Origin of the sequence: Saccharothrix sp. NRRL B-16314 (assembly GCF_000716595.1) — a bacterium.
In the GTDB taxonomy this organism is placed as follows: Bacteria; Actinomycetota; Actinomycetes; order Mycobacteriales; family Pseudonocardiaceae; genus Actinosynnema.
This window is the reverse complement of sequence record NZ_JNXC01000011.1, coordinates 126,690-149,039: the sequence shown is the minus strand read 5'-3', so window position 1 is coordinate 149,039 and position 22,350 is coordinate 126,690. Positions and strand designations below refer to the sequence as shown.

20 protein-coding genes, 1 pseudogene and 1 riboswitch are annotated in these 22,350 nt (G+C 71.1%); of the genes and pseudogenes, 6 read left to right on the top strand and 15 right to left on the bottom strand.

Annotation, left to right across the window (positions count from 1 at the left end):
* Nucleotides 1–44 precede the first annotated feature (44 nt).
* From OQ02_RS18645 to ald, 4 genes are all read right to left on the bottom strand, one after another.
* On the bottom strand, nucleotides 45–917 hold the full coding sequence (locus OQ02_RS18645) for an ABC transporter permease subunit (protein ID WP_033439742.1): 873 nt from the start codon (nucleotides 915–917) through the stop codon (nucleotides 45–47).
* On the bottom strand, nucleotides 917–2,194 hold the full coding sequence (locus OQ02_RS18640) for an ABC transporter ATP-binding protein (protein WP_033439741.1): 1,278 nt from the start codon (nucleotides 2,192–2,194) through the stop codon (nucleotides 917–919). Before OQ02_RS18640 ends, OQ02_RS18645 begins: the two co-directional genes overlap by 1 nt.
* Before the next feature lie 48 nt (nucleotides 2,195–2,242).
* Nucleotides 2,243–2,617, bottom strand: a complete 375-nt coding sequence (locus tag OQ02_RS18635; protein WP_033439778.1) for a hypothetical protein — start codon at nucleotides 2,615–2,617, stop codon at nucleotides 2,243–2,245.
* A gap of 561 nt (nucleotides 2,618–3,178) precedes the next feature.
* The gene (ald, locus tag OQ02_RS18625) at nucleotides 3,179–4,285 is read right to left on the bottom strand and encodes an alanine dehydrogenase (protein WP_033439740.1); all 1,107 of its coding nucleotides are present in this window, start codon (nucleotides 4,283–4,285) and stop codon (nucleotides 3,179–3,181) included.
* Nucleotides 4,286–4,478: 193 nt separating this feature from the next.
* Nucleotides 4,479–4,574, top strand: a riboswitch (glycine riboswitch).
* Nucleotides 4,575–4,702: 128 nt separating this feature from the next.
* Here ald and gcvH point away from each other — a divergent pair.
* Nucleotides 4,703–5,083: a glycine cleavage system protein GcvH gene (gene gcvH / locus OQ02_RS18620; RefSeq protein WP_033439739.1), complete on the top strand. Its 381-nt coding sequence runs from the start codon at nucleotides 4,703–4,705 to the stop codon at nucleotides 5,081–5,083.
* Between the two features lie 2 nt (nucleotides 5,084–5,085).
* Entirely contained in the window at nucleotides 5,086–6,450 is a 1,365-nt protein-coding gene (locus OQ02_RS18615) for an L-serine ammonia-lyase (RefSeq protein WP_033439738.1), read from the top strand.
* 212 nt (nucleotides 6,451–6,662) lie between these two features.
* Here OQ02_RS18615 and OQ02_RS18610 read toward each other — a convergent pair whose 3' ends face one another.
* The 9 genes from OQ02_RS18610 to OQ02_RS18570 all read right to left on the bottom strand — a co-directional run bounded on the left by OQ02_RS18610 (nucleotide 6,663) and on the right by OQ02_RS18570 (nucleotide 15,739).
* Complete coding sequence (locus tag OQ02_RS18610) at nucleotides 6,663–7,148, bottom strand: glutathione peroxidase (protein WP_033439737.1); 486 nt, start codon at nucleotides 7,146–7,148, stop codon at nucleotides 6,663–6,665.
* Nucleotides 7,145–7,459: a winged helix-turn-helix domain-containing protein gene (locus OQ02_RS18605; protein WP_033439736.1), complete on the bottom strand. Its 315-nt coding sequence runs from the start codon at nucleotides 7,457–7,459 to the stop codon at nucleotides 7,145–7,147. Before OQ02_RS18605 ends, OQ02_RS18610 begins: the two co-directional genes overlap by 4 nt.
* The gene (locus OQ02_RS18600) at nucleotides 7,452–8,231 is read right to left on the bottom strand and encodes a hypothetical protein (protein WP_156077130.1); all 780 of its coding nucleotides are present in this window, start codon (nucleotides 8,229–8,231) and stop codon (nucleotides 7,452–7,454) included. Before OQ02_RS18600 ends, OQ02_RS18605 begins: the two co-directional genes overlap by 8 nt.
* 31 nt (nucleotides 8,232–8,262) lie before the next feature.
* Nucleotides 8,263–10,182 carry an ABC1 kinase family protein gene (locus OQ02_RS18595; RefSeq protein ID WP_033439734.1) on the bottom strand — a complete coding sequence of 640 codons (1,920 nt, stop codon included), beginning with the start codon at nucleotides 10,180–10,182 and terminating at the stop codon, nucleotides 8,263–8,265.
* A 206-nt stretch (nucleotides 10,183–10,388) separates the two neighbouring features.
* Complete coding sequence (locus OQ02_RS18590) at nucleotides 10,389–10,742, bottom strand: SSI family serine proteinase inhibitor (RefSeq protein ID WP_033439733.1); 354 nt, start codon at nucleotides 10,740–10,742, stop codon at nucleotides 10,389–10,391.
* Between the two features lie 42 nt (nucleotides 10,743–10,784).
* Complete coding sequence (rdmE, locus tag OQ02_RS18585; protein ID WP_051772498.1) at nucleotides 10,785–12,356, bottom strand: aklavinone 12-hydroxylase RdmE; 1,572 nt, start codon at nucleotides 12,354–12,356, stop codon at nucleotides 10,785–10,787.
* Between the two features lie 27 nt (nucleotides 12,357–12,383).
* Nucleotides 12,384–13,403, bottom strand: a complete 1,020-nt coding sequence (locus OQ02_RS18580; RefSeq protein ID WP_033439732.1) for a Gfo/Idh/MocA family protein — start codon at nucleotides 13,401–13,403, stop codon at nucleotides 12,384–12,386.
* Between the two features lie 142 nt (nucleotides 13,404–13,545).
* Nucleotides 13,546–15,108: a cellulose binding domain-containing protein gene (locus OQ02_RS18575; RefSeq protein ID WP_197043389.1), complete on the bottom strand. Its 1,563-nt coding sequence runs from the start codon at nucleotides 15,106–15,108 to the stop codon at nucleotides 13,546–13,548.
* Between the two features lie 130 nt (nucleotides 15,109–15,238).
* Entirely contained in the window at nucleotides 15,239–15,739 is a 501-nt protein-coding gene (locus tag OQ02_RS18570) for a hypothetical protein (protein WP_033439730.1), read from the bottom strand.
* Nucleotides 15,740–15,948: 209 nt separating this feature from the next.
* On the opposite strand from OQ02_RS18570, the gene OQ02_RS18565 reads away from it, so the two are divergent.
* The 4 genes and pseudogenes from OQ02_RS18565 to OQ02_RS47155 form a co-directional block, all read left to right on the top strand.
* Nucleotides 15,949–17,073 (top strand): sensor histidine kinase, encoded by a 1,125-nt coding sequence (locus OQ02_RS18565; RefSeq protein ID WP_033439729.1) that lies wholly within the window; start codon nucleotides 15,949–15,951, stop codon nucleotides 17,071–17,073.
* A complete protein-coding gene (locus tag OQ02_RS18560) occupies nucleotides 17,070–17,717 on the top strand; it encodes a response regulator transcription factor (protein ID WP_033439728.1) in 648 nt (215 codons plus the stop codon). The genes OQ02_RS18565 and OQ02_RS18560 overlap by 4 nt, the downstream gene beginning before the upstream one ends.
* 52 nt (nucleotides 17,718–17,769) lie before the next feature.
* Nucleotides 17,770–18,459 carry an alpha/beta hydrolase gene (locus tag OQ02_RS18555; protein ID WP_033439727.1) on the top strand — a complete coding sequence of 230 codons (690 nt, stop codon included), beginning with the start codon at nucleotides 17,770–17,772 and terminating at the stop codon, nucleotides 18,457–18,459.
* Nucleotides 18,456–19,313 (top strand): annotated as a pseudogene (locus OQ02_RS47155) (acyltransferase family protein); the annotation flags it as partial. The gene OQ02_RS18555 and the pseudogene OQ02_RS47155, both read left to right, overlap by 4 nt.
* A gap of 3 nt (nucleotides 19,314–19,316) precedes the next feature.
* Here OQ02_RS47155 and OQ02_RS18550 read toward each other — a convergent pair.
* Both OQ02_RS18550 and OQ02_RS18545 read right to left on the bottom strand, forming a co-directional pair.
* The gene (locus OQ02_RS18550) at nucleotides 19,317–21,482 is read right to left on the bottom strand and encodes a phospholipase A2 (RefSeq protein ID WP_033439726.1); all 2,166 of its coding nucleotides are present in this window, start codon (nucleotides 21,480–21,482) and stop codon (nucleotides 19,317–19,319) included.
* 179 nt (nucleotides 21,483–21,661) lie between these two features.
* Complete coding sequence (locus OQ02_RS18545; protein WP_033439775.1) at nucleotides 21,662–22,237, bottom strand: SACE_7040 family transcriptional regulator; 576 nt, start codon at nucleotides 22,235–22,237, stop codon at nucleotides 21,662–21,664.
* Nucleotides 22,238–22,350: the final 113 nt, after the last annotated feature.

Sequence of the window (22,350 nt, the reverse complement as noted above, 5' to 3'; positions counted from 1 at the left end):
CGGACTTCGGGACGGCCTTCGTTCAGGCGTTCAGGACCATGCGATCAGGTGATGTCCTTGCGCTGCGTGGCGGCCCAGCCGCCGACGAAGAACAGCCCCGTCCACACCAGGAAGATCAGGCCGCTCAGCCACCAGTCGAACGCGCCCAGCGCGCCCGCGAAGGCCCGCACGACCTCCACCAGTTCGTCCGGCACCACGCCCGCGTTCGACAGGAACAGCGATGCCGCCACCGAACCCGTCAACCCGTTCACGGCGCCGTTGGGCAGGAAGCCGATGATCTCCGGCAGGTCCTGCGAGGCCAGCACGAAGTGCAGGCCGTTCTCCACGATCAGCATGTACAGCAGCAGCACCACGGTGGTGCCGACGACGCTGGTCATCAGCGCGCCGACGCCCACGCCGAACATCGTCATCAGGATCGACGACAGGATGCCGACACCGGCCAGCGCGAGCCAGCCGCCCGCGTCGGGCAGGTTGCTGGAGTCCGAGGTGAGGCCGATGCCGATGCTCACCGACGCCACGATCGCGACGCCGAAGATCGCGCCCCACGCGACGTAGACGACCATCTTCGCGAGCAGCGCGGAGACCCTGGTCGGCGCGGTGAGGAACGTGGTGGTGATGGTCCTGCGGTTGATCTCGTTCGAGATCGCCAGCCCACCGAAGATCATCGGGAAGATCGTGGCCACGTTGATGCTGCGGGTCATCCCGAACACCGACAGCTGCCACTGCGACGGGTCGACCCCGAGCATCGTGGTCAGGTCTTCGGCTTCCGCGCTGCTCATGACGTCGCCGACGCTGGTGAAGATCGCGCCGGTGCCCAGCGACCAGCCCAGTGCCATCAGCACGGTCGGGATCATCAGACCCCACCAGAGACCGGTGGTGGTCGTCTTGCGGAACTCAGCCTTGATGAGGTTGCCCATCACGCACCGCCCCCGAGGCCGCTCTGACCGTGCTGCTGACCGTACGGGTTGTCCTGCGGCGGCTGCTGCTGTCCCGGCGGTGGTTCGTAGCCCTGCGGTGGTTCGTAGCCCTGCGGGGCCTGCGGGGCCGGCGGGGCCTGCGGGGGCTGCTGGTACTGCTGCTCGTACCCCGACGGCGGCTGGAGGTACGCCCCCTGCGGCGGGGTCTGGTGACCGGGCTGCTGCTGGTAGCCGGGCTGCTGCTGCTGGTACGCCTGCTGCTGGTAGCCCGGACCCGGCTGCTGGTACCCCTGCTGCTGGTAACCGGGCTGGTAGCCGGGCTGCTGGTAGCCGGGCGGCGGCTGCTGGGTGTACTGGTTCTGGCCCGGCGCCGCGTACTGGCCGTTGGTGAGCTGGAAGAACAGCCGTTCGAGGTCGGCCTTCTCCTCCTGGATGCCGTAGATCGACACGCCCGCCTTCAGCGCGATGTCCGCGACCTGCTTGGACTCCACGCCGGTGATCGCGATGCGACCGTCCGGCAGCTGCTCGATCGCGTTGATCCCGTCCTCGCGCAGGGCCGCGACCAGCCCGGCGGTGTCGGACGGCTGCACGAGCACCCGGCCCTGCTGCTGGTCGCGCAGGTTGTCCAGCGGCCCGTAGTACATCGTCTGGCCGCGGCTGATGATCACCACCTGGTCGACCGTCTGCTCGATCTCGGCCAGCAGGTGGCTGGAGATCAGCACCGTCCGCCCGCTGCGCGCGTAGGACTGGAGGAACGACCGCAGCCACGCGATGCCCTCCGGGTCCAACCCGTTGGCCGGCTCGTCCAGCACCAGGATCTGCGGGTCGCCGAGCAGCGCGGTGGCCAGGGCCAGGCGCTGCTTCATGCCCAGCGAGAAACCGCCCGCCTTGCGCGAACCCGCGGCGCCGAGGCCGACGAGCTGGAGCACCTGCTCGGCGCGCGAGTCCGGCACGCCGATCGCCGCGGCGTAGACCCGGAGGTGGTTGCGGGCCGTGCGCTTCGGGTGGAAGCCCTGCGCCTCCAGCACCGCGCCGACCACCCTGGCCGGGTTCCCGAGCTGCGCGAACGTGGTGCCGTTGATCAGTCCGGTGCCCACGGTCGGGGTCACCAGGCCGAGCAGCATGCGCAGCGTCGTCGTCTTGCCCGATCCGTTGGGGCCGAGGAACCCGGTAACCGAACCCGGTTCCACCGTGAAGCTGAGATTCTGCACCGCTGCGACCGGACCGAACTGCTTGGTCAAGTTCTGCACCACGATGCGGCCTGTGCCGTCGTGCACGCGTCCCTCCCGATTACTCCTACCGGGCGTCATCCTGCCTTAGGCGGTTCACTCGGGTAGGGCATGTCGGGGTTTCGGTCCGGACGCCGGCGCACCGGCCGCCGTCCCGGCGTCGTTCGGGCGGCGCAGCGGGCGCAGCGGACGGCGGCGTTCGCGGTGCGGCACGCCCTCGCCGATGAGGTGCTGGTGGGCCATGTTCCACACCTGGCACGGCCACTTCTTGTGCCGCAGGATGCCGGGGCACGCGCCGCAGCGACCGTCCGGATCCGGTTGGTGCACGGTCAACAGCAGGCGCCAACCGTCGGCCAGGCGGTGGATCTCGGCCCGCGCCAGCGGCACGAGCGCCTCCGCCTCACCGCTCTCGACGACCTCGTCCAGCCGCGCCAGCCGGCGCAGCACGGCGGCCCGCAGTGCCTCGTCCACGCGGGTCACATCCTGTCGGCGGCTTGGTCGAGCAGACGGCGCAACCGCCGCGTCTGTGTGACAGACATCACAGCCGACTCGCCCGGCGGGGCGACCAGCAGAACTCGGTCGTTCTCGACGAGAACGGTCATCGACCGGTCCCGTCCGAACGGGTCGTGGCAGTCGATCCAACCCTGGGGTTCAGCCATCTGCACTCCGATCGGGGGTGGCGCGGCAGAGCGCCGCGCTGGTGGACGACCCCGCTGCGTAGCTGCGGAGCTCCCGTCCAGTGCATCGGTCGACCGGTCGTCGTGACTTACCTGTTACGACGCGAATTCACTCGTTTGCTTGAGAACGGGCACGGTCGGTTGCCAAGTGAGGGGGAAATGTCGGCCGAATCGGTGGGGTCGCTGGGCAGGGAACGTGGTTCCCGGCTAAGATTGGTGGCGCGGCCCGCTCCCAGTGACCCCCAGGCTGGTTGAGCGGGCCGTCTTATCGCCGAAGGGCCCCGCTCACGTGCTGTGAGCGGGGCCCTCTGCGTTGGCCGGGTCGTGGCGGGATCGTCGCCCGGTGTTCAGCCGTTCAGAGTTCGAGCGCGGTGTAGGGCATGCCGTGCGCCTCGGCGACCGGCAAGTTGGTCAAGAGGCCTTCGTGCGCGTTCATGCCCGGCGTCAACGACGGGTCCGCGCGCAGCGCCGCCTGCCAGCCCCGGTCGGCCAGCGCCACGGCGTACGGCAGCGTCACGTTGGTCAGCGCGTAGGTGGAGGTGCGCGGCACCGCGCCCGGCATGTTGGCGACGCAGTAGAAGACCGAGTCGTGCACCTGGTACGTCGGGTCGGCGTGCGTGGTCGGCCGCGAGTCGGCGAAGCAGCCGCCCTGGTCGATCGCGATGTCCACCAGCACCGAGCCGGGCTTCATCTCCGACACCAGGTGGTTGGACACCAGCTTCGGCGCCTTCGCGCCGGGCACCAGCACCGCGCCGATCACCAGGTCGGCCTCGCGGACGGCCTGCTCGACCGAGTAGCGGTTCGACGTGACGGTGCGCAGGCGGCCCTGGTAGATCGCGTCGATGTGGCGCAGCCGGTCCACGTTCGTGTCCAGGATCTGCACGTCCGCGCCCATGCCGACGGCGATCGCGGCGGCGTTCAGGCCCGCCACGCCACCACCGATGACGACCACGCGCGCCGGGTGCACGCCGGGCACGCCGCCGGGCAGCACGCCGCGCCCACCGGAGGGCTTCATCAGCGCGAACGCGCCCACCTGCGGCGCGAGGCGGCCCGCGACCTCGGACATCGGGGCCAGCAGCGGCAGCGCGCCGTTCGCGGTCTGCACCGTCTCGTAGGCGATCGCGGTCGTGCCGGAGTCCAGCAGCGCCTGCGTCAACGGCCGGTCGGCGGCCAGGTGCAGGTAGGTGAACAGGACCTGGCCCTTGCGCAGCTGCCGGTACTCCGACGCGACGGGCTCCTTCACCTTGAGCACCAGGTCGCCCTCGGCCCACACGTCGTCCGCGGTGGCCAGGACCTTCGCGCCGGCGGCCAGGTACTCCTCGTCGGTGATGGCCGAGCCGAGGCCCGCTCCGGTTTCGACCACCACGTCGTGACCGCGCTGGGTCAGCTCGTGGGCACCCGCCGGGGTCAGCGCGACACGGTATTCGTGGTTCTTGATCTCGCGGGGAACGGCGATCCGCACGGTGGGCTCCTTCAGGCTTTGTTACACCCAAGGTCCGGTACCGGGGTTTCAGTGTCATCGTGCTGCCGGCACTAACGGCCGGGTACCCGGTTGTGCTGTGTGAACAAGCTCCGCCTCGCGTTGACACCCGTCCGGGTGGGGCTTAGCGTGCGCACACCAACTGAACATCGGCCGCGGCGCGTTGTCGAGCGCCGGAACCCGCGCGGGAGAGACCTCGGTGTTCGTGCCGAGGCGCCGAAGGAGCAAGCAACCCCGCACACTCTCAGGCAGCGAGAACCGCTCGGGTGAGGCGACTCTGGAAAGCGTGCTTCTGCGCGCACCCACGGTGCAAGCCGGGATCGGTTCGACGGTCGGCCGGCGAAGCTCTCAGGTCCCAGGACAGAGTGGGGATCCGAACCTCACCCAGGGAGCGCTGCGATGACCTTTCCGGAGAACTTGCTGTACACGCCAGAACACGAATGGGTGGACTGGACGCCGGGTACCCAGGAGCCCGTGGCGATCGGCATCACCTCGTACGCGGCGGAGTCGCTCGGCGACATCGTGTTCGTCGAGCTGCCCGAACCCGGCTCGCGCGTGAAGTCCGGCGACGTGTGCGGCGAGCTGGAGTCGACCAAGTCGGTGAGCGACCTGTACGCGCCGGTCAGCGGCGAGGTCGTGGCGGTCAACGCCGAGGCCGTCGCCGACCCGTCGTTGATCAACAACGACCCGTACGGCCGCGGTTGGCTGTTCAAGGTGGCCGTCGAGGACGCGACCGGGCTGCTCACCGCCGCGAAGTACGCGGAACTGACCGGGGACTGAGCATGGCGATCAGCGTGTTCGACCTGTTCTCGGTCGGGATCGGACCGTCCAGTTCGCACACCGTCGGCCCGATGCGGGCGGCGGCGATGTTCGCGGCCCGGCTGGGTCCGGTCCTGGCCGGGGTCGACCGGGTGCACGTGGAGCTGTTCGGGTCGCTCGGCGCGACCGGGCACGGGCACGGGAGCCCGAAGGCGGTGCTGCTCGGGCTGGAGGGCCACCGGCCGGAGGACGTCGACCCGGTGGAGGCCGACCGGCGGGTGGAGGAGATCCGGGTCACCGGGCGGCTGCGGCTGGGTGGCGAGCGGGACATCGCGTTCACCGAGAACGCCGACCTGGTCATGCACCGGCGCAAGTCGTTGCCGTTGCACCCCAACGGCATGAGCTTCACCGCGCACGCGGGAGACGCCCTGGTCGACTCGGCGGTGTACTACTCGGTCGGCGGCGGGTTCGTGGTGGACGACACGGCCACCGGGACCGACCGGATCAAGCCTGACGAGACGCCGGTCGCGCACCCGTTCCGGACCGGTGACGAGCTGCTGGCGCGGACCAGGGAGACCGGGTCGTCGATCAGCGAAGTGATGCTGGCCAACGAGTTGTCGTGGCGGAGCGACGCTTCGGTGCGGTCGGGGCTGCTGCACATCTGGAGCGTCATGCAGGCGTGCGTCGAGCGCGGGTGCAACGAGACCGGCGTGCTGCCGGGAGGTCTGAAGGTCCGGCGGCGCGCGGCGGAGATGCGGCAGTCCCTGGCGGCCGAGCACTACGCCACCGATCCGCTGCGGGTGATGGACTGGGTGACGCTGTTCGCGCTGGCGGTGAACGAGGAGAACGCCGCTGGTGGTCGCGTGGTGACCGCGCCGACCAACGGCGCGGCCGGGATCGTGCCGGCGGTGCTGCACTACTACACGCGGTTCGTCCCGGGCGCGTCCGACGACGGCGTGGTGCGGTTCCTGTTGACGGCGGGTGCGGTCGGCGTGCTGTTCAAGGAGAACGCGTCGATCTCGGGCGCCGAGGTCGGCTGCCAGGGTGAGGTCGGCTCGGCGTGCTCCATGGCGGCGGCCGGTCTGGCCGAGGTGCTCGGCGGAACGCCCGAGCAGGTCGAGAACGCGGCCGAGATCGCGATGGAGCACAACCTGGGGCTGACGTGCGACCCGATCGGCGGGTTGGTGCAGATCCCCTGCATCGAGCGGAACGCGCTGGCGGCCATCAAGGCGATCACGGCGGCCCGGATGGCGTTGCGCGGCGACGGCTCGCACTTCGTGTCGCTGGACAAGGTCATCAAGACCATGCGCGAGACCGGCAAGGACATGAAGGACAAGTACAAGGAGACGGCGCGCGGCGGCCTCGCCGTGAACGTCATCGAGTGCTGACGTCTGCCGGCTGAAGTGACGGGCTCCACCCGCGTGACGAGGGGTGGGGCCCGTTGCCGTGGTGTGGGTGGACCAGGTGTCGTGCCGGAGTGGGTTCGGGCAGCTCGGGTGCAGGTCGCCCGGTCGACTCGGCCGCCGTTCCAACGGTTGACGGGTGCGGGAGGTGGCCCACGGTCGGGGCTGCCTCCCGCTTCGTCCAAGGTCCGGAACGGTCAGGGCAGGACGGACTCGATCGCCTTCACCACGGTCTCGTCCTCCGGGTCGGTGGCGGGCCGGAAGCGGGCCGCGATCTCGCCGGTGGGCGCGACCAGGAACTTCTCGAAGTTCCACTGCACGTCACCCGCCGCGCCGTCGGCGTCGGCGACCGCGGTCAGCTCCGCGTACAGGGGGTGCCGCCCGGGGCCGTTCACGTCGATCTTCTCGAACAGCGGGAACGTCACGCCGTACGTGGTGGAGCAGAAGGTGGCGATCTCCTCCGCCGTGCCCGGCTCCTGACCGGCGAACTGGTTGCACGGGAACCCGACCACGGAGAACCCCTGCTCCGCGTACCGCTCCTGGAGTCGCTCCAGCCCCTTGTACTGCGGCGTCAAACCGCACTTGGACGCGACGTTCACCACCAGCAACGCCTTGCCCGCCAACGAACCCAGGCTCGACGGCTCGCCGGACAGGGTGTGCACGGGGATGTCGTGGATGCTCATGAGCCCGAGGCTACGTGGCGCTCCACGAGCGCGCGCAGCGCACTCATCTCCGCCGCCAACGCGGTTCGCCCCACCGAAGTCACGCTCACCCACGTCCTGGGCCGTTTGCCGTCGTACCCCTTCTCCACCGCGATCAGCCCGGCCTGCTCCAGCACCGTGATGTGCCGCGACAGGTTCCCCGCCGTGAGCTCCAACGTCGACCGCAGGTACCCGAACTCGACGCGCTTCGCCTCGGCCGCGACCGTCAAGATCCCCAGCCGGTGCTTCTGGTGCACCACGTCGTCGAGCGACGCGGTCGGGTGCTCACTCACGCCGCAACCCCACCAGACCTCCCACGACGAGCACAAATCCCGGCAGCAGGACCACACCGGCCATCGTCCACAGGGTCGTCGGGACGCTCTGGACCGGCGTGAAACCGGCGGACAGGCACACGGCGACGAGGTAGGCCGCTGTGATGGTGGTGAACCGGGTGCTGCGCTCCACCGCCGCCAGCACCACCAGGCCGAGACCGATCACGATGAACTGCCCGACCCAGCCCTGGGCGTACTGGAGCACCGCCGTGCCGAGCACCGCCGCCGCCACCGTGACGACGCGGGGTGCCCGCCGACGCCACAGCACCGTGGCCGCCGCGATCACCACCAGGCCGATGCCGGTGGCCGGACCCGGCTGCCAGTGGCCGAGCGGCGTCATCGGCAGGTACCAGTACAGGCCCTCGCTGACCAGCGGCGCACCGACACCGATTCCCACCGCCGCGAGGTAGCCGCCGGTGGACGTCTCGATGCCGACCCGGCGGCCCCGCCTGCGGTACCACCACGCGGTCGCCAGGGCGCCGACGACGAGCACGGTCAGCCAGTACAGGCCGAGCGCCAACGGGTACCGCAGGGCGTCGTTCGTGCCGAGCGAGGTCAAGGGGTTCCACGTGGGCGCGGACACCCGGCGGAGCGCCTCCGGGCCCCACGGCTGGTAGAGCGGTATCGCGAGGAACGAGGCGACGCCGAAGTACAGCACCGGGAACGGGTAGGCATGTCGGTCTTTCCGCGCCCGGCGGCGCAGTTCGTCCAAGTCCCCCAGGAGGTCTGCCACGCAGTCAGGTTTGCATTGCAAACCTGAAGTGTCAAGGTCGGTCGCGCGGCCGGAAGATGGTGACCACGACCCGCAGCCCCAGCAGCACGCTGATGACCAGCAGGTTGTAGCCGAACACCTGGAACAGCGAGACGCCCGGACCCGCCTGCGGCCCGCCGTCCGCGCCCAGCAGCAGCGCCGCCATCAGCCCCGCCGTCGCGCCCAGCACGGTCAGCATCACCTGGTGCAGCAGCGACACGATGAACTGCCGGTCCCGGTCGTCCGCGAACAGCCGCACGCTCAACCCGAGCCGACCCTGCTCCAACGCGCTGGAGATCCGCTCGGCCCGCCGCGGCAGGCGGCGCAGCATGGGCAGCATCGAGTGCAGCTCCTCGGTCACCGTGCGCCGCAACGACTCCGGCGTGAGGTGCGCGCTGAACTGCTTGTCCGCGAACGCCCGCGACTCGGCCACGATGTCGAACCCCGGCGACAGCGCGGCCAGCGTCCCCTCCACCGTCGCCAACGCCCGGAACACCGCCGCGATCTCCGGCGGGACGCTCAACCCGTACCGGTAGACCAGCTTGAACAGGTCGCCGAACATCTCCACGTCCGGCCGCGTCCCGGTGCTCAGGTGCCGTGCCATGAACTGCCCGAGCGCGCGCTCCAACTGCTGTTCGTCGATCTCTTCCGGCCGGGCCACCAGCTCCAGCAACGCGTCCCGCAGGCCCGCCGGGTCGCTGTGGTCGATGGCCAGCAGCATCTTGCCCAGCGCCGACCGCAGCTGCGCGTCGAGCCGGCCGACCGAACCGAAGTCCAGCATCCCGAGCCGGCCGTCGCGCAGCAGCATGATGTTGCCGGGGTGCGGGTCGGCGTGGAAGACACCGCTGACCATCACCTGCCGGAGCAGCACGTCCAGCAGCGACCGGGCCAGCACGCCGCGGTCGGCCGACTCCAGCGGCGCCGACCGGATCGGCACGCCGTCCAGCCGCCCCATGACCAGGACGCGCGACGTGCAGAGCTCGTCGTGCACGGCGGGGAACACGATGTCGGAGTCCGCGGACGTCGCGCGCACGGTGGCGAGGTTGCGCGCCTCGACCCGGAAGTCCAGCTCCTCGCGCAACGCGGTGGAGAACCCGGCGGCCAGGTCGCGCACGCCGATCGCCTTGCCCCACCGGGTCCTGTCGTGCAGCGTCGACGCGAGTCGGTCCACGATGTCCAGATCGCCCTCGGCGACCCGCCGCACGTCCGGGCGCTGCACCTTCACCACGACGTCCTCGCCGGACTTCAGGCGGGCGCGGTGCACCTGGGCCACGGACGCGGCGGCCAGCGGCTGCTCGTCGAACTCCGCGAACACGTCCTCCGGCGGCTGCCCCAGCTCGGCCACCAGCACCTCGCGCACGGCGGGCCACGGCGCGGCGGGGACGTTGTCCTGCAACGACGTCAGCTCGGCGATGACGTCCGCCGGCAGCAGGTCGGGCCGGGTCGAGAGCACCTGGCCCAGCTTGACGAACGTGACGCCGCCCTCTTCGAGCGCGAGGCGCAGCGACCGCGCGAGGCGGGTGTCGGTGCGCTCCCGCCCTCGCAGGTACGGGCCAAGGCCGTGGCGGAACGCGATCGCGGTGATCCGCGAGTACCGGCGCGCCCGGCTCACGCGTCCCCGCAGCGCGCGCCACCACTCGGTGGGCGGTGGGACCGAGCCGGTCGGCACCACGATCTCGGCGAAGGTCAGCAGGGCGATCATCAGCAGGAGCGAGATGCCGATCTGCACCGTGGCCAGGGCGGGCGTCGCCTCCGGCGTCGGCATCGCGCTCAGCGCCACCTCGCTCATCGACAGGCCGACCAGGCACGCGAGCGTGGTGCGGGCCAGGCCGACGTGCAGCCCGAGGATGCGCCGGGCGGCCAACGCGATGCCCAGCACCAGGAACAGGAACGTCAGCGGAACGCCCACCGTGTACAGCAGGAAATCACCCATTGCCATCCCCCAAAGCGGTCGGCCGGAGGATAGATCGGGCCTGCTGAGACGGTGGGCGGTTCCCGCGTTTCACGAATGTGAAGATTGTTGACGATGCGGAGTGGAGTCCCTACCGTCGGCAACGGAGGTCCTCGGACCTCCAGGAACCCCGTGGTGGGGCCCATGACTTCGGCGGCGGTGTCGTGGGCCCCGCCGCGGGTGTTCCGCTAGAAGTCGAACACAGGGCCCGTTTCGGCGCGCATCACGCACGGGTTGGGGAACTCCGCCTCGAACACGCGGGCCTCACCGCGCCACGTGCCGGAGGCCCGGACGATCACCGGGTCGTACTCCAGGGTGCAGAGCGCCTCTCCGGTCGACAGGCCGGAGAACTGGCCGTCCACATCGGAGAGCGCGAGGCAGGCCGCGTCGGGGCTGGGGTGCAGGCCTCCGGCGGGATCGCACGTCAAGGTGGCCGTCTGGATGGTGTCACCGCGAAACGTGCTGAGCACGAAGGTCGACTCGGGTGCGGCTGCGGCGGGGACCAGGGCGGCCAACGCTGCGAGCAGAGGGAGTGGTGCCATGCTCCTCAGCCTGGCCGCCCGGCACCACTCGCTCCAGGGAACTCACCTGATCGTGTGGTGGTCATGGTTGGTGGGGAGGGAGTTGAGGGTGGCGAGGACGGTGGCCAGTTGGCGGGCGGGGTCGGTCGGGGGACTGGCGGTGCGCCACGCGATCACGCCGTCGGGGCGGACGAGGCTCGCGCCCTCGGCGCCGATGCCGTAGCGCCCGGCCAGTTCGCCGGTCGGGTCCGCGACGTCGGGGACGCTCAAGGACGGGACGTCCGCTTTCCAGGACTCGTTGAGGGTGAGGAGGGTCCAGGTGGCGAACAGGTCCACAGTGGACTTCTTCGTGCCGTCGTGGTCGACCGTGACGTGCGGTGCGCGGAAGCCCGGACGGCCGCTGGGGTCGGCGGGGTCCTCCATCGGGGACGGGTCGGTGTCGTCGATCAGGACGGCGCCGGATCGGCAGCGGTAGCCGAGGGTCAGGTGCAGGTGGTCGATCTCGTCCGGCACGTCGGGGCCCGCCAGGTGCGGTGCGAACCGCGGCACGTAGTTGGCGAACGACCCGTTGACCACGAGCTTCGCGTACGGCCGCCGTTCGGCTTCGTAGCTGTCCAGCAGGGCTTCGCCCGCCTCGCCCTTCAGCACGGCGGCCAGCTTCCACGCGATGTCGTGGCCGTCGCCGACCGCGGTGTTGCCGCCGAGGCCGCCGGTCGGTGGCGTCACCTTCGCGGCGTCGCCGACCAGGAACACCCGGCCCGAGCGGAACCGGTCGCTGAGCCACGCGGCCATCTCCCACGCGGTGATCTCCAGGATCTCGGGGTCGAGGTCCGGCGCGTCCGCGGCGATCCGGAGCAGTTCGGCGCAGCGCTGGGGTGGGTAGTCGGCCAGTGATTCGCGCGCCGGGTCGTACTCGATGGTGAACACGTTGCGCCGCTCGGTGTTCGTGGCCACGAACGCGCCGGTGAAGCTCGGGTTCCGGAGGTAGTAGAGGGTGAGCTTGTCGGGGGCGATGTGCAGGCTCAGGTCCGCGTCGAACACCACGCCGATCTGGTGCGACAAGGGTCCGCGCCCCTGCCGGGCGATGCCCAGCGCCTCGCGCACGGTGCCGCGGTGGCCGTCGGCAGCCACCAGGTAGTCCGCCCGGACCGTCCACTCGTGGCCGGTCGCGCGGGTCCGCAGGGTGGCGGTCACGCCGTCCGGGTCCTGCTCGAAGGAGACCAGTTCGGTCTCGAACAGGACTTCCGCGCCCAGTTCGCGGGCCCGGTGCAGGAGCACGGGCTCGACGTGGTCCTGGCTCGCCATCGCGGGGCGTTCCGGGCTGAGGTCGGTCACCCAGTCGTCGTCCTCCTGCACGATCGTGTGGAACACCCGGCCCCGCAGGCTCTCCGCGACCTTGATCACCAGGCCGCCGCCCAGACCGGCGGCCCCGGCAAGTACCTCTTCGGCCACGCCGGCCCGGCGGAACAGCTCCATCGTGCGTTGGGTCTGGCCGGTCGCCTTCGGGTGGGGTGACGTGCCCCTGTGCTTGGAGATGCCGAGCAACTCGATGCCTTGCTGCGCGAGGAACAGGGTGGCGGACAAGCCGCCCAGCCCTGCTCCGACTACCAGTACCCGCACTCGCCTGTCTTCCATGACTAAGAATCTTAGTCACTAAGAGACTTATCCGGCAAGGGGGATGGTGGAGCCGGTGCGCGCCGACTCGAACGCCGCTTCGAGGACCTCCAGGCCGGTGATCGCGTCGGTGACCGGGACGGGCGCGGCACCGGCGGCGACGGCGGCGTAGAAGTGCTGGTACGAGCCGGGTTCGGTGCGCACGGGCTCCTCGTCCAGCAGACCCCACTGGTCCACGGGGTCCTCGCCCCAGGCCTCGCCGCCGGGGACCTCGCCCGCCTTCAGTGCTTCCTCTTGGGGGTCCATGCCGTACTTCACGTAGGCGGCGCGGTTGCCGAGCACGCGGAAGCGGGGGCCCTGCGACGCGGCCAGGGCCGAGGCCCACAGGTGGGAGACGACGCCGGCCGGGTGGGTCAGGGCGATGAACGCGTCGTCGTGCGCGCTCGCGTGCGGGCGCAGGGTGCGGATCTCGGCGTAGACGGTGGTCGGGCGGCCGAACAGCGCGACCGCCTGGTCCACCAGGTGCGTGCCCAGGTCGAACGCGATGCTGCCCAGGTCGGCGGGGTCGCCGGATTCCTTCCAGCTGTCCTTGACCTCCGGCCGCCAGCGCTCGAACCGCGACTCGAAGCGGTGGACGTCGCCGAGGGCGCCCTCGGTCAGGAGTCGGGCGACGGTGCGGAAGTCGCCGTCCCAGCGGCGGTTGTGGAAGGGGGCCAGGAGGAGGCCGCGTGACGCCGCGAGGTCGGACAGGTCCCGCGCTTCCGCGGCGGACGCGGCGAACGGCTTGTCGACGACGGCGTTCAGGCCGTGCTCCAGCGCCGTGCGGGCGTGCTCGGCGTGGAAGCGGTTCGGGGTGGTGATCACCACGAGGTCGAACTCGTCCGCTCGCCGCCACACGTCGTCGAGGGACGGGATCAGCTCGGCGTCGGGGTAGCGGGATGCCGCTTCGGCCCGGCGGTCCGGGTTGGCGGTGACGATGGCGGCCAGGGTCAGGCCGGGGGTGGTGGAGACGAAGGGGGCGTGGAAGGCGGCTCCGCCCAGGCCGTAACCGACTAGTGCTGTGCGCATGGCCGGAACCCTAGGTGCCCGGCTGGATCGTGGTGACCTGTGCGGGCGTGGCCGGCCCGATCCGGCACGGGCACCTGGTCCCGGGTCGGATCGGGCCTCGTCGGCCACGAGCAGTGCGCTGTGCGGAGCGTGGGTGGAGGGGTCAGAAACCGGCGGTGATGCGGGTGAACTCCCAGTCGGCCTGGGGGATGCCGCTGCACTGGGACGAGACCTGGCCGTCGCAGCCGCCGCGGTCGCGGTTCACCGCCCAGAAGGCGAAGCGGGCCAGGCCGTTGGCCTTGGACCAGTCCCGGAGCCGAGTCCAGGTCTCGGCGGTGGTCAGCTCGCGCTGGTCGGAGAGGCCGTTCATGCCGGAGATGCCCACGTGCCGGAACGCCTCGGCGTCGGACCACCCGAAAGTGGTCTTCAGCTTGTTCTTGAGGCCGGTGGCGGCGTTGATCGTGTCGGCGCCGATGTCCGAGCTGCCGAAGTCGAACGGCATGATCGTGAAGACGTCGATGCCCGCGCCGATCGCACCGGCCCGCTCGACCAGCCGGTTGCCCCAGAAGTTGGGCCCGGTGGTCGCGGTGCCGAAGGTGATGATCGTCTGGATGCCCGGGTTGTTCTGCTTGACGATCTTCAGGGCCTCCAGGACGCGGTCCTGCACCGTCGCGTTCTCGAACTCGTCGGTGTTCTCGATGTCGATGTCGATCGCCTTGAGCCCGTAGGCGTCGATGACCTGCTGGTAGGCGCCCGCAAGCGCTTGCGGGGTCGAGCAGTTCGGGCCGAGCTTGTTCCCGCTCCAGCCGCCGAACGACGGCACGACGTCACCGCCCGCCGCGCGGATCTGCTGGATCGCCTGGGCGTCGACGCCGCCGGTCAGCGGGCGGTTGCCGTCCCACGCAGGGGTGCAGCCGCCGGAGGACAGCACGAAGGCCATGGTGAACCACTTGACGCCGGTCGCGCTCATGATCGTGGCCGGCGCGGGCGGGTTGCCCCAGCCCAGGAAGAGGTACGGCGCGCCACGGCCGATGGGCGGCGGGTTCGTGCCCGGTTGGGTGGTCGCGGAGACCTGGTTGGACGGACCCGAGGTGTTCGACGCCGCGTCACGTGCCCGGACCGTGAAGGTGTACGCGGTGGAGGCGGTCAGGCCGGTGACCGTCGCGGTGGTGCCGGTGACCGTGGTGACCGCGGCGGTGCCCCGGTGGACGTCGTACGCGGTGACGCCGACGTTGTCCGTGGACGCCGTCCAGGCCAGTGAGACCGAGTTGCTGGTGGTGCCGGTGACGCGGAGGGCGCCGGGGGCGCTCGGGGCGGTGGTGTCACCGCCGCCGCCACCGGTGCAGGGGTTGCCGTTGACGGTGCAGTTGAGCGGGGCGCCGGAGCCCGTGCCGACGAAGCCGAAGCTCGCGGACGCGTTGACGCCGACCGTGCCGTTGTACTCGCGGTTCGTCGCCACGTAGTGATCGCCCGTGCGGGTGACCAAGGCGTCCCAGTACGAGCCGAGCGCGGTGCCCGCGGGCAGGTCGAACTCGACGCGCCACGACGTGATGGCGCCGGGACCGCCGTTGGCGACGGTGAACTTGGCCTCGAAGCCGGTGCCCCAGTCCTGGGTCTTGGCGAAGGTCGCGGTGACGCCCGGCGCCGCGGACGCGGCCGGGCCGACGACCAGGGAACCGATGGTCAGTGCGCTCGCGGCCAGCAGGGTGGTCAGTCGTATCGGCATGAGGGACATGAAGGGGTCCTCCTCGGCGGGATCGGCAGGGTGAATCGCGCCCACTGGGGAGGTCGGTCTAGACCACGTGAATTGGCAAGGGTCTTTACTGTTCGCGGGTCGCAGATCGCCGCAATCCGGACTATTCGTCCAGGGCGGTGGCGATCCAAGGTGCTACGGGCAGGTCGCGCAGCTCGCACTCGACCGCCAGCTTCACCGTCCAGCGCAGGGCCTGGAGGACGACCGTGGCCAGTTCCTGGGGCTGTCCGTTGGCCAGCGCGATCTCGATCTGCTCGGCCGCCGCCTCCTGGTCACCGTGCACCTCGGCCAGCAGCGTGCGGATCGCGGTGCGGACGGGCGGGTCCGCGTCGTCGATCGGCACCTCCTGCCCGTCCTCGTCGAAGACCTGCATCTTCACCGGTGTCGCGCCGCCGGAGCCGAGGGCGGCGACCATGGCGCTGCACTCGGAGAACAGCAGGAGGACCAGCTCCCGGATCTCCTCGTTGCCCTCGGGCGAGCCGCTGAGGAAGCCCGTGACCAGGTCGACCGCGACAGCGTCTTCGCCGACCTTGGCAGCGGCCAGGGCTTCGCCGGCCACGGCCTGGAGCCGTGACCAGCGATCCGGATCTTGCTGCGGGTGCATTCAGCCATCTTCCAACACGGAGTAGGGGCGCACAGGTCTGCCGTTTTCGCGGCTATGCCGTATTGCCTACCTGGTGGCGTTCGCCTGCCGCAACGGCTTGTCCGGTGGGTGCGGTCTCGGGTATGGGTGCGATTCCGGTCCGGCGCTACCCGGGTATGTCAGCCTGCGGTGGCATGTGCGGGCCCGGCCCGCGGCCTAGCATCGGGGCCGTGATCCGCACTCTCCTCCAGGTCGTGCTGCTCCGCGACCGCACGCGGGTCTTCGAAGGCTTCCGGTACCGGCACGTCGTCACCGTGTCGGTGCTGGTCTACGGCCTGGTGATCGCGATCGGGGTCAGCTCCCAGTACGTCGCCCTGGCCGACCCGGACGGCTGGTGGCCGCTGCTGTTCGCCCTCGCCGCCGGCAGCTTCGCTTTGCTGCTGCGGTCGACGCTCGCCGCCTGGCGGGTGGCCACGGCCGGCCTCGTGGCCACCCGGATGCTGCTGTACACCGAACCGTCGATCTTCAGCGCCTGGCAGTGGTGCTGGTACCTGCCGGTGCTGCTGGCCGTCGGGATGATCCACCGCGGTCGGGTGGTGCTGGTCGTCGGCGTGCTCACGGCCGGGGTGGCCGCGCTCGTCACCGGTCCGGGCTGGTCCGAGTACCTGCTGCCGCTGGTCGGCTTCCTGTTCCTGGTGCTCCTGGTGGGGTACGCGGTCGGCTCGCGCGGGCGGGCCGAGCGGCGGTTCCACGAGGAGCGGGACGAGAAGGCCGCGCTGGTCGAGCGGGCCCGGATCGCCCGTGAGATGCACGACGTGGTCGCCCACCACATGTCGCTGGTGGTGGTGCGGTGCGAGACGGCTCCCTACCGGATCACCGACCTGCCCGAGGCGGGGCGGCGCGAGTTCGAGGAGCTGGGTGCGGCGGCACGGGCGGCGATCACCGACATGCAGCAGCTGCTGGGTGTGCTGCGGGCCGAGGACCAGCGGCCGGACCGGGCGCCGCAGCCCGGGTTGGCTGACATCCGGGCGTTGCACCCCGGTGCGTCCGTGGCCGGGGTCGAGGTGCCGGAGGCGGTCGGGTTGACGGTGTACCGGATCGTGCAGGAGGCGCTGACGAACGCCGGTCGGCACGCGCCCGGCTCGACGACGTCGGTGTCGGTCGACCTGGTGGACGAGGAGTTGCGGGTGGTCGTGCGGAACACCGCCGGCGGGCCGTCGCTGGGCGGCGGCGGGGGGAACGGGTTGAGGGGCATGGGCGAACGGGTGGCGGTGCACGGCGGGTCGATGTCGGCCGGACCCACGGCGGACGGGGGATTCGAAGTGCGTGCGGTGGTTCCGGTGGTGCCGCGGTGATCCGGGTGCTGGTGGCGGACGACCAGGAGATGGTCCGGGAGGGCTTCTCCGCGTTGTTGGACGCCCAGGACGACATCACCGTGGTCGGGTCGGCGGGCGACGGCGTCGCGGCGGTCAGCGAGGTGCGTCGGCTGGGGCCCGACGTGGTGCTCATGGACGTGCGGATGCCGGAGATGGACGGGCTGACGGCGACCCGCCTGCTGGCCGGCGACCCGGTGAAGGTGCTCGTGCTGACCACGTTCGACCTGGACGACTACGTCTACGAGGCGTTGCGGGCGGGTGCGAGCGGCTTCCTGCTGAAGCACGCCCCGGCGAGCGAGTTGCTGGCCGCGGTGCGGGTGGTGGCGCGGGGGGACGCGTTGCTGGCGCCGTCGGTGACCAAGCGGCTCATCGAGGACTTCGTGAAGGCGCAGCCGGTCCGGGTGGTGAAGCCGGCCGCGCTGGGCGCGTTGACCGACCGGGAGACCGAGGTGCTGCGGCTGATCGCGCAGGGCCTGTCGAACGGCGAGATCGCCGCGCACCTGGTGCTGGCCGAGCAGACCGTGAAGACGCACGTGAGCCGGGTCCTGATGAAGCTCGCGCTGCGCGACCGCGCGCAGGCGGTGATCGCGGCTTACGAGTCGGGCCTGGTGGTACCGGGGTAGCGGCACTCCGGGGTGACGATTCCGGTGGCGTGGTCTTCCTAGTTTCGGTGCCATGCCGAAGAAGATCGCAGTGGTGGCCGCGTTGCTGGTCCTGGTCACGCCAGGCGGCGACCTGCCCGCGTTCGTCCCCGAGATCGCCGTCTACGGGGACCTGGCGCGGGCCGCGCACGTCGCGGTGATCGTGCCGGGGTCCGATGTGGACGGTGAGCGGTTCGACGTCACGGTGGGGCGGATGGCCCGATCGCTGCACGCGTCCGTCGGGCGGGACGACGTCGCGGTGGTGGCCTGGCTCGGGTACCGGACGCCGTCCGGGTTGGGCGTGGACGCGGCGGGTGGGCGGTTGGCCCGAGCCGGTGCGGTCGCGTTGGGGGAGCACGTGCGGACCCTGCCCGGGTCCGTTCACCTGCTGTGCCACAGCTACGGGTCGGTGGTGTGCGCGCTGGCCCGGCCGTCGGTCGACGACGTGGTGTTCCTCGGTTCGCCCGGCGTCCGGGTGGACTCGGCCGACTCGGTGGGTTCGGCGGGGTCGACGCGGGTGTGGGCCGCTCGCGGTGGGCGTGATTGGACGAGGTGGCTGCCCCCGGTCCGGCTCGGGGATCTCGGGCACGGGGCGGACCCCGTCGACCCTGAGTTCGGGGCCGGGGTGTTCGACGTCGGCGACATCGGGCACGACGGGTACTTCCGGGAGGGCACGGCGTCGTTGCGCGCGCTCGGCCGGATCGCCGTGGGCGAGGCGCCGTGACGCGCGATCCGGTGATCGACGCGACGCGGGCGGTCGCCGTCGTCGGGGTGGTGTCGGGGCACTGGCTGGTGACGGCCGTCGTGCTGACCGGTGACGGGCTGGTGGTGGACAGCCCGTTGCGGTGGATGCCCGAGCTCGCGCCGGTCAGCTGGGTGCTCCAGACGCTGGGGCTGTTCTTCTTCGTCGGCGGGTTCGGTGCGGCGCGGTCCGCCGCGCCTTGGTGGTTGCGGGCGCGGAAGCTCGTGCTGCCGGTGGCGGTGCTGCTCGGCGCGTGGGCCGCTGTCCTCTTTGGACTGTCCTTGCGCGGCTTGCCGCAGCAGACCGTGTGGACCGTCGGGTACCTCGTCGTCACGCCGTTGTGGTTCCTCGCCGTTTACGTCGTGTTGTCGGCGTTCACGCCCCTGCTGCTGCGGCTGGGGTGGTGGGGCGTGGTGTACGCGGTGTGCCTGGTGGCGTTGGACGTCGGGTGGGTGAACGTGGTCGCGGTGTGGTGGGCGCCGTGGCAGATCGGGGTGCTCGTCGCTCGACGCGGGCAGCGGCGGTCGTGGGGTGTGGCGCTGTTCGTGGTCGGCGCCGGGGCGTTCGCGTTGTTGCTGCACGCGGGTTACCCGGTGAGCGCGGTCGGGGTGCCCGGAGCGGCGGAGTCGAACCTGTCGCCGCCGTCGGCCGCCGCGCTGGCGTTGGCGTTGGCTCAGGTGGGGTTGGTGCTGGTGCTGCGGCCGTCGTTCCGGGCCCGTGCGGTGAACGCCCGTGCGCTGCCGATCTTCCTGGTGCACCAGAGCGCGTTGCTGGTGGTGACGTTGGTGGGGTCGGTGTTCGGCTCGTTGCGCGGTCTGCACACGCTGCCGTCGGACGCGCTATGGGTGTTGGAGCGCGGGACGTGGCTGCCCGTGTTCGGCGGTGCGTGCCTGGTCCTGCTTCGGTATCGCCGCGAGCAGGGCGGCCACGATCGTCGCGCCGTGCAGGGCGACCATCGCGGCCGTCGGCTCCAGGACCAGCAGCGGCGGCACGCAGGCCAGCGCGGTGAGCAGCCAGGGCCGGCGGTCGTGGCAGGTGCCGGCGCGGGCGGAGTGCAGGAGGTACCAGGCGAGCAGCAGGTGGATCAGGTTATGCAGCGGGTCGACCTTGAACACGACCAGGGTGCCGCCCGCGCCCGCGAAACCGGTGACGACGAAGCCGAGGACGCCCAGCGCGCCGTAACCCGCGCCGAGGGTGACGGCGAGCCGGGTGCGGTGGGTCTCGCGGGTGTGGCAGCGGATCGGCGCGGCGTTGCGCTCGAAGCGGTGGAACGCCAGGAGGACCGGCAGGAGGAGCAGCACGAGGACGGCCAGCCAGCGTGGGCGGGCGGCGATCCAGTCGTACGCGGTGGGGGCGTCGAGCAGGCCGAGCAGGCCGATCACGGTGGCCAGCACGGTGAGGTAGCCGAGGTAGACGGTCATCGGGGTGGTCCGGGCGAACTCGACCACGCTCCACTGGCGGTGGCCTTCGAGCCAGGCCGTGACGCGCGGCCGGAGCAGCAGGACCAGGCAGATCTGGGCCAGGCCGAGGACCAGCAGGCAGACGGTGGGCGGGCTGAGGTTCGAACCGCCCTCACCCGGCAGCGACATCATCGTGCGCGGGTAGCCGCCGAACGTGATCAGCGCGAGTAGTGCGGGCACGGCGGTCAGGGCGAGGGCGGTGAGCACCTTGCGCGAGATCCGGTGCAGGCTGCCGTCGGCGTAGTGGAAGCCGAGCTGCTGGAGCAGCAGCGCGCCCAGCACCAGGTTGAGGTACCCGCCGGTGCGCCACTGGAAGGCGATGCGGGCCAGGTCGACCAGGATCATCGCGACGACCAGGGCGACCGGCGTGACCAGGCGGGCGTTGCGGTGCAGCCAGGCCATGACCGGGGTGGCGGCGACCGCGACCAGGTAGAGGCCGAGGAACCACAGCGGGTGGGCGATCAGCCTGCCGAACATCTCCACCCTCGACTTGTCCACGTCGAGCAGTTCGAGGGGCAGCGGGAGGACCAGCCAGGCCAGCACGAACGCGAGCACCGGGCGGAGCAGCCAGGAGATGCGGGCGGACAGGTAGCGGCCGTAGCCACCGTGGTCGGCCTGCACGGCGTGCCAGCTGGTGAGGTTCGCGTGGCCGCCCGCGAAGTAGAAGACCGGGATGGCTTGCAGGGCCCAGGTGAGCAGCCACAGCCAGTTCGCGCTCACGCCCGCCCAGTGCAGCACGGTGAGCACGGACTGGCTGATGATCACCAGGCCCAGCGCGCCCAGCCGCAGGAACGTGGCGTAGCGGTCGTTCGTCACGCGTGGTCGCGGCGCGGGTTCGCGTTCTTGTTCCCGTTCCCGATCGCGTTCCGGTCGGCGGGGTAGGCGGGCGAGCAGCAGGAAGACGACGACGGCGCTGCCGAAGCCCCAGGCGAGGACCGGTTCGTGGCCGGGCGGGCCCCAGCGCTGCCGCCAGGAGTTGAACCCCAGGCCGGCGGCGTAGAGCTGCGCGGTGGCGTGGCACCGGGTGGCGTGGCCGCGCGGGTTGGCGTCGCACTGGGCGTGCATGTCCCGGGCGAGGCGGGTGTCCAGGGCCTTGCGGGCGTCCTGGCCGAGCGGGCGGCCCTTCTGCTCGGCGTAGCGGAGGAGGTCGTAGCCGAGGTCGTGCGCCTTGCAGCCGGTGCCGAAATCCCACTCGGTGTCGCCCGCGGGACCGGAGCACCCGCCGTTCGGGTCGACCGCGCGGGTGGTGCCGTCGGGGGCGGTGACCAGCACCGGGCGGCGGTTCGCCACCCGGTTGAAGTCGAGCGGGAACGCGGTGAGCGGGTTGCCGCCGGTGGGGTTCGCCATCACCTCGACCGCTCGGGCCGCGGTGGCGATGTCGCCGGTCAGCGGGGTCGTGTCGGTCGCTCCCGCCGGGCGGGACGCGATCACCCCGCACACGAACACGGCCACGGCGACCAGCGGGAACTTGAACCAGACGGGCAGGCGGGCGAGCAACCGGAGCCCCGGCCACCCTCCGGCTTTGTTCACCGCGACGTCACTCATCGGCAGCCGAGGTTACGCGAGTCCTACGTTCAGAACGCGTGTGTCCTACGTTCGGAACCCCTGAATTCAACGCTCGGAACGCGAGGTTCGGGCATTCGGACTACGGGAGTGGGCTGGGTCGGCCTGCGGGAGTGGGCTGGGCCGACTACGGGAGCGCGCCGGGGCGTGCTGCGGAGGGGCTACGGGAGTGCGCCGGACAGGGACGCCAAGGCCATCTGCGAGAGCAGCGCGGCCATCTGATCGCGGTCCAGGTGGGCGCTGTGCGGGGTCGAGTTGATCAACCCGAAGACGGCGTGCGCGGCGGCGCGGGCGGTTGGTTCGTCGACCTCCGGAGACGTCTTGCGGATCATCTCCACCCACACCTCGACGTAACGGCGTTGGAGCGCACGCACCCGCCGCCGGTCCGGGTCGGTCAGGTTGGCCAGGTTGCGAATCTGCACGGTGATCAACGCGGGGTCGTCCAGGGCGAAATCGACGTGCCACCGGATCAGTTCCCGAAGTGCGTGCTCCGGCCCACCGGACTCGGCGACCCTGGCCTGCCCGCCTTCCAGCAGCCGTTCGCTGATGGACGTCAACATCTCGCCCAGCATCGCGTCCTTGCTGCGGAAGTGCCGGTACAGCGCCGGCCCGGAAATCCCCACCGCAGCACCGATGTCGTCGATTCCGACGCCGTGGAAGCCGTGCCTCGCGAACAGCTCGGCGGCGGCGGCCAGGATCTGGTCCCGGCGGTTCTGCTTCGCTGTCTCGGCTGGCACGCCGCTCATCTTAAACGGCACGCCCGGCGCACGTAAACGGCCGTTAACCTCATGGCCGGCGGAAGATCACCAACCGGACCGCAGAACACGTAGTTAACTCTTGACCCACTCTT

Coding starts and splice junctions, on each gene's coding strand:
- OQ02_RS18645 (WP_033439742.1), bottom strand. CDS start 917: ATGGGCAACCTCATCAAGGCTGAGTTCCGCAAGACGACCACCACCGGT.
- gcvH (WP_033439739.1), top strand. CDS start 4,703: ATGACCTTTCCGGAGAACTTGCTGTACACGCCAGAACACGAATGGGTG.
- OQ02_RS18615 (WP_033439738.1), top strand. CDS start 5,086: ATGGCGATCAGCGTGTTCGACCTGTTCTCGGTCGGGATCGGACCGTCC.
- OQ02_RS18610 (WP_033439737.1), bottom strand. CDS start 7,148: ATGAGCATCCACGACATCCCCGTGCACACCCTGTCCGGCGAGCCGTCG.
- OQ02_RS18595 (WP_033439734.1), bottom strand. CDS start 10,182: ATGGGTGATTTCCTGCTGTACACGGTGGGCGTTCCGCTGACGTTCCTG.
- OQ02_RS18590 (WP_033439733.1), bottom strand. CDS start 10,742: ATGGCACCACTCCCTCTGCTCGCAGCGTTGGCCGCCCTGGTCCCCGCC.
- rdmE (WP_051772498.1), bottom strand. CDS start 12,356: ATGGAAGACAGGCGAGTGCGGGTACTGGTAGTCGGAGCAGGGCTGGGC.
- OQ02_RS18580 (WP_033439732.1), bottom strand. CDS start 13,403: ATGCGCACAGCACTAGTCGGTTACGGCCTGGGCGGAGCCGCCTTCCAC.
- OQ02_RS18575 (WP_197043389.1), bottom strand. CDS start 15,108: ATGCCGATACGACTGACCACCCTGCTGGCCGCGAGCGCACTGACCATC.
- OQ02_RS18570 (WP_033439730.1), bottom strand. CDS start 15,739: ATGCACCCGCAGCAAGATCCGGATCGCTGGTCACGGCTCCAGGCCGTG.
- OQ02_RS18555 (WP_033439727.1), top strand. CDS start 17,770: ATGCCGAAGAAGATCGCAGTGGTGGCCGCGTTGCTGGTCCTGGTCACG.
- OQ02_RS18550 (WP_033439726.1), bottom strand. CDS start 21,482: ATGAGTGACGTCGCGGTGAACAAAGCCGGAGGGTGGCCGGGGCTCCGG.